A 5,540-nucleotide genomic window follows, 5' to 3' on the forward strand; every position below is an offset into this window, starting at 1 on the left:
ACCAATGTACCGATCACTATAATCGTTGCTTTTTAATTTTTCTCTAAGAATTAAAGTAGTAGATTGTTTGCTTTTAAAAGCAGATTTACAATGAGTGTAATTGTCTTTTTGAAGATTTTCAGTGTGACTAATAAGAGTAAAAGTTCCGATGAAAAAGGCTAAACCACAACTGAGAATACCAAATAGAGAGGATTTCTTATTCCGTTTTAAGATCCAAAAGAAAACGACAAAGAATGCAATAAAACTCAGCGAAAGCGGAAAAGCAATTATCGATATTGAAAAATGTAGATAATATGAGGCAATTATGCCAAATATAAAGGCTATTGTAATTTTTACTAACGGAAAATCTAATACTTTCATGGCTTAAAAGTATTAAATATTTGTAAGAAAAATAATAAAAAAATAGGTTTTTATGGAAGAACCCTATTTACCTGTTCAAAAGAGTTTTTGTAATAAGCTTCTTTAGTAGAAGAAATAATCACACCTTTAGAAGTAGAGGAATGAACAAATTTAATTTCGTCAGAATTAACTTCTGTGATTAATCCGACGTGATTTATTTGTCTGCTTTTGTTAGTTTTAAAGAAAATTAAATCGCCTTTTTTTGCATCATTTAATGGAATGACTTTTCCAATTTTTGCTTGATCATAAGAGCTTCTTGGAAGTTGGATGTTTTCACTTTCAAAAGTAGTGTAAACAAGTCCAGAACAATCAAAACCGCTTTTTGTAGTTCCTCCTGCTTTATAGCGAACGCCAATATTATCAGTTGCTTTTTCGATTAAAGTATTAACCAAAGCTTTGTTTTCTTTTTTTGATTCGCTTTTTGTGCCACTTTTTGATACCGCTGTAGAAGTCGATTTACAAGAAGTAAAAGCAATTGCTAAAAGGAGGGAAATTACAATTCTTTTCAAAATCAGTTACTTATTTTGTTTTAAATCGGCAACAATGAGTTTTGCTGTATTTTTACTCGCTCCAACTCCGCCTAATTTTTGTTCTAATATATCGTAATTATGTAGCACTTTATTGCGATAATCAGGTTCTAATAATTTTTGAAGTTCTTCTTTAATTCGTTTTTTATTGCAATCTCCTTGAATTAATTCAGTTACAACTTCTTGATCCATAATTAAATTGACAAGAGAAATGTATTTTAAAGTGATGATACGTTTTGCAATTTGGTACGAAACTTCGCTTCCTTTATAACAAACTACTTCTGGAACTTTAAAAAGAGCTGTTTCAAGAGTTGCAGTTCCAGAAGTTACTAGAGCTGCGGTTGAAGAACGAAGTAAATCGTAGGTTCTGTTCGAAACAAATGCGATGTTTTTGTTTTTTAGAAACTGCTGATAAAATTCATATTCCTGACTTGGAGCGCCAGCAATTACAAATTCGTAATCCTGAAAATCATCAACGACACTCAGCATTACACTCAACATTTTGGTGATTTCCTGCTTACGACTTCCTGGTAGAACGGCAATAATTGGTTTTTCGCCTAAATTATTTTCTTTTCTAAATAAAGCTTCATCAAAAGCAGGCTGATTCTGAATGGCATCAATAAGCGGATGTCCAACAAAATCTACCGGAAAATGATGTTTGTCTTCGTAAAAGCTTTTTTCAAAAGGCAAAATCACAAACATCTTATCAACGTCTTGTTTGATGGCTTTAATTCTGTTTTCTTTCCAAGCCCAAATTTGAGGAGAAATATAATAATGCGTTTTATAACCTAATTCTTTTGCCCATTTTGCAATTCGCATATTAAAACCAGGATAATCAATAAAAATAATAACATCTGGCTGAAACTCCAAGATATCTTTTTTACAGATTTTGATATTGTTTAATATGGTTTTTAAATTGAAAACCACTTCAATAAAACCCATAAAAGCCAAATCGCGATAGTGTTTTACTAGAGTTCCGCCTACTTTTTGCATTAAATCTCCGCCCCAAAATCTAATTTCTGCTTCAGGGTCTTCAACATATAATGCTTTCATTAAATTAGAACCATGTAAATCTCCAGAGGCTTCTCCTGCAATTATGTAATACTTCATGTTGGTTTTTTTGTAAATGTGCTAAAGTTGTAAATCCGCAATAGCGGTAACAAAGCAAAGATAAGATTTAAATAACTAATGTCGAAATAGCCAGTACAATCACGGCTAAAATTACACCTCGAGCCATATATTCTTTATTTCTTTTTAGCAGAATAGCAAATACGGCAAGATCTAAAAGTGTTCCAAGAGTGATTATTTTTCCAAGATATCCATGTTCTCTAATGATCTCAATTCCTGACGAAATATCAAATGTTGTAAAAAAAGTAATAAACAAATAGCTTCCCAAAAGAGCCGTGAAAATTCCGATCAAAAAACCGATTAGCACTTCTTTAGTCATTTAATTTCCAAGTGTTAAGTTGCTGAATAGAATGATGTGCAGTCAAATCAAATTGAACAGGAACTACTGAAATATATCCATTTGCTAAAGCCCATTCATCGGTATCTTCGCCTTTATCTTCGTTTACAAATTTTCCGGCAAGCCAGTAATAATCTTTTCCAAAAGGAGTTTGTCTTTTATCAAATTTCTGCGCATAATAGGCTTTCGCTTGACGGCAAACTTTTACTCCTTTAATTTCAGATTCTTTTAGTTTAGGAAAATTGACATTTAAAACTACTCCTGGAGGAAGTTTATTGGTCAGAGTTTCTAAAGCAATTTTTTTGACAAAAGATTTGATCGGTTCAAAATCGGCATTCCAATCAAAATCTAAAAGAGAAAAACCAATTGCCTGAATGCCTTCAATTCCTGCTTCTACAGCTGCGCTCATAGTTCCAGAATAAATGACATTGATAGAAGAATTCGATCCATGGTTGATTCCCGAAACGCATAAGTCGGGTTTACGTTTCAAGATTTCGTTTACTGCCAATTTTACACAATCTACAGGAGTTCCAGAACAGCTGTATTCTGCAATTGTGTCATCGTCTTTTGAAATTTTATCTATAAACAAAGTATTATTGACTGTGATGGCGTGTCCCATTGCACTTTGAGGTTTGTCTGGCGCAACAACAATAACGTCTCCGATTGTTTCCATGACGCTAATTAAGGCTCTAATTCCAGGAGCTAAAATACCATCGTCGTTAGTTACCAATATAAGTGGTTTCTCAGCTTTCATTTAATAAATATTATGTGTAGTTTTAACAATTGTAAGATTTTAAAAACAAAATTAATCACAATTATTTGTGAGAAGTCACAAATAGTGCAAAATTTGTCAACTAAGGTAAAGAACTTTTTTACGAATTAAACATTTTTATATCTTTAACAAAAAATTATCGAAGCGTTAGCTCTCGTGGCATAGTTTTTAACGTAACTTAGATAAAAAAATTGATGAATGCTATTATAAAGTTTATGAAAAGAAATTATAAGATACTCATAGCCGTATTGTGCTTATCGCTTACATTGTTTGCATTTAAGATGAATGCCGATAGGACAATCGACCCAGATCCGAACAGAGACAAGACACTTTTAGAATTACTAGCATTTGTTATTGAAAAAGGACATTATAGCCCAGCAGAAATAAATGATGAATTTTCTAAAGGTATTTTCAAGGATTATATTGATGCTTTAGACCCTTCAAAAAGATTTTTCCTTCAGTCTGATATTGACGAATTCAAACAGTATGAATTAATGTTGGATGATCAGTTTTTGAATAAAGATATTACGTTCTTCAACCTTACTTATACAAGGTTAATGAAGCGTATGGAAGAAAGTAAAAAACGTTATAAAACGATTTTAAGTCAGCCATTTAACTATAATGTAGATGAGAATTTTGATGCGGATTATGAAAAAATGCCGTATGCAAAAAACTTAACAGAGATAAATGAAAGATGGAGAAAACAGATTAAATTATCGACTCTTTCTTCTTTAGTAACAAAACAAAAAATTGAAGAAGAGAAGAAGAAAAAAGATCCTGCTTACAAAGAGAAATCTTTTGAAACTTTAGAAAAAGAAACTCGCGAAAGCTCTTTAAAATCTCTAGATGATAATTTTAGTGTAATTAAAGATTTGAATAGAGACTACTGGTTTTCTGTGTATTTGAACTCTATTATGGCTCGTTTTGATCCGCACACAAGCTATTTTGCACCAGAAGAAAAAGATCGTTTTGATGTAAATATCAGTGGTAAATTGGAAGGTATTGGAGCTCGTTTGACTAAGAAAAACGATTTTACTCAAATTGATGAGTTAATTTCCGGAGGTCCAGCTTGGAAAGGGAAACAACTTGAAGCGGGAGATTTAATCTTGAAAGTTGCTCAAGGAAATGAGGAGCCTGTAGATGTTGTTGGAATGCGTTTGGATGATGTTGTGAAAAAAATTAAAGGTCACAAAGGAACCGAAGTAAAACTGACGGTTAAAAAAGTTGATGGTTCTATCAAAGTGATTTCTATCATTCGTGATGTTGTTGAAATTGAAGAAACTTATGCAAAGTCTAGTGTTGTTGAGAAAAACGGTTTAAAATATGGAGTAATTTATCTTCCTAAGTTTTATATTGATTTTGAAAACAAAGACGGACGTGATGCAGGAAAAGATATTGCCAAAGAAGTAGAGAGACTAAAAAAAGAAAACATCAATGGTATTGTTTTAGACGTTCGTGATGATGGTGGAGGATCTCTTTCTACTGTGGTTGATATTGCAGGTTTATTTATTGAAGAAGGACCAATTGTTCAAGTAAAATCTGCGGGTAAAAAGAAAGAAGTTTTATACGATAAAGATAAAAAAATCGAGTGGGATGGACCACTTGTTATCATGGTAAACAGTTTTTCTGCTTCTGCATCTGAAATTTTAGCAGCTGCAATTCAGGATTACAAACGTGGTGTAATTATCGGAAGTAAACAAACATACGGTAAAGGAACGGTTCAAAATGTATTAGATTTAAATCAGTTTGTGCGTAATGCAAATTATGGAGATCTTGGTGCATTGAAAATTACTGGACAAAAGTTTTACAGAATAAATGGAGGATCTACTCAGCTTGAAGGAGTTCATAGTGATGTTGTAATGCCAGATCGTTATGCTTACTTAAAAATGGGCGAGAGAGATATTGACAATGCAATGCCTTGGGACAAAATTGATCCAGCAGATTATAGCACTTGGAATTCTAATGAGAATTTTGCTAAAGCTATCAATAACAGTAAAAACAGAATTGCTCAAAATCCTCAGTTTAAATTAATTGATGATAATGCAAAATGGATTGATGTTAAAAACAAAGAAAATGTATACAGCTTGAATATTAAGAGTTTTAAAGAAACTCAAGAGCAAGTTGAAAACGAAGGAAAAAAATACAAACCAATTTCTGATTACAAAAACGATTTGATCTTTAAATCGCTTCCGTATGAAGAGGATGAAATGAAAGCTGATGCATCTTTAAAAGAGAAAAGAGATGCATGGCATCAAGCTTTATCTAAAGATGTTTATGTAGAAGAAGCATTAAATGTACTAGATGATTTGCAGACAAAAGGTTTGGTGAAAAATACAGTTAATCCTAAAATGAAAAAGGACAAACTAGTGAAGTCTTA

At 32.2% G+C, this 5,540-nt stretch carries 5 protein-coding genes and 1 pseudogene; 1 reads left to right on the plus strand and 5 read right to left on the minus strand.

The window, feature by feature from the left end:
- The 5 genes and pseudogenes from B3J44_RS20230 to surE form a co-directional block, all read right to left on the minus strand.
- Positions 1–360, minus strand: a pseudogene (locus tag B3J44_RS20230) (ComEC family competence protein); the annotation flags it as partial.
- Between the two features lie 50 nt (positions 361–410).
- Positions 411–908, minus strand: a complete 498-nt coding sequence (locus B3J44_RS20235) for a C40 family peptidase (RefSeq protein ID WP_286971096.1) — start codon at positions 906–908, stop codon at positions 411–413.
- A 6-nt stretch (positions 909–914) separates the two neighbouring features.
- Complete coding sequence (gene lpxB / locus B3J44_RS20240; RefSeq protein ID WP_278019699.1) at positions 915–2,036, minus strand: lipid-A-disaccharide synthase; 1,122 nt, start codon at positions 2,034–2,036, stop codon at positions 915–917.
- A 67-nt stretch (positions 2,037–2,103) separates the two neighbouring features.
- On the minus strand, positions 2,104–2,373 hold the full coding sequence (locus tag B3J44_RS20245; protein WP_286971097.1) for a hypothetical protein: 270 nt from the start codon (positions 2,371–2,373) through the stop codon (positions 2,104–2,106).
- The gene (gene surE, locus B3J44_RS20250; protein ID WP_286971099.1) at positions 2,366–3,145 is read right to left on the minus strand and encodes a 5'/3'-nucleotidase SurE; all 780 of its coding nucleotides are present in this window, start codon (positions 3,143–3,145) and stop codon (positions 2,366–2,368) included. The genes B3J44_RS20245 and surE overlap by 8 nt, the downstream gene beginning before the upstream one ends.
- 212 nt (positions 3,146–3,357) lie before the next feature.
- Here surE and B3J44_RS20255 point away from each other — a divergent pair.
- The coding region (locus B3J44_RS20255) for a carboxy terminal-processing peptidase (RefSeq protein WP_198854687.1) at positions 3,358–5,540 on the plus strand (2,183 nt) is incomplete at its 3' end.

This window comes from Flavobacterium sp. UBA4854 (assembly GCF_002399805.1).
GTDB classification, from domain to species: Bacteria; Bacteroidota; Bacteroidia; order Flavobacteriales; family Flavobacteriaceae; genus Flavobacterium; species Flavobacterium ginsengisoli.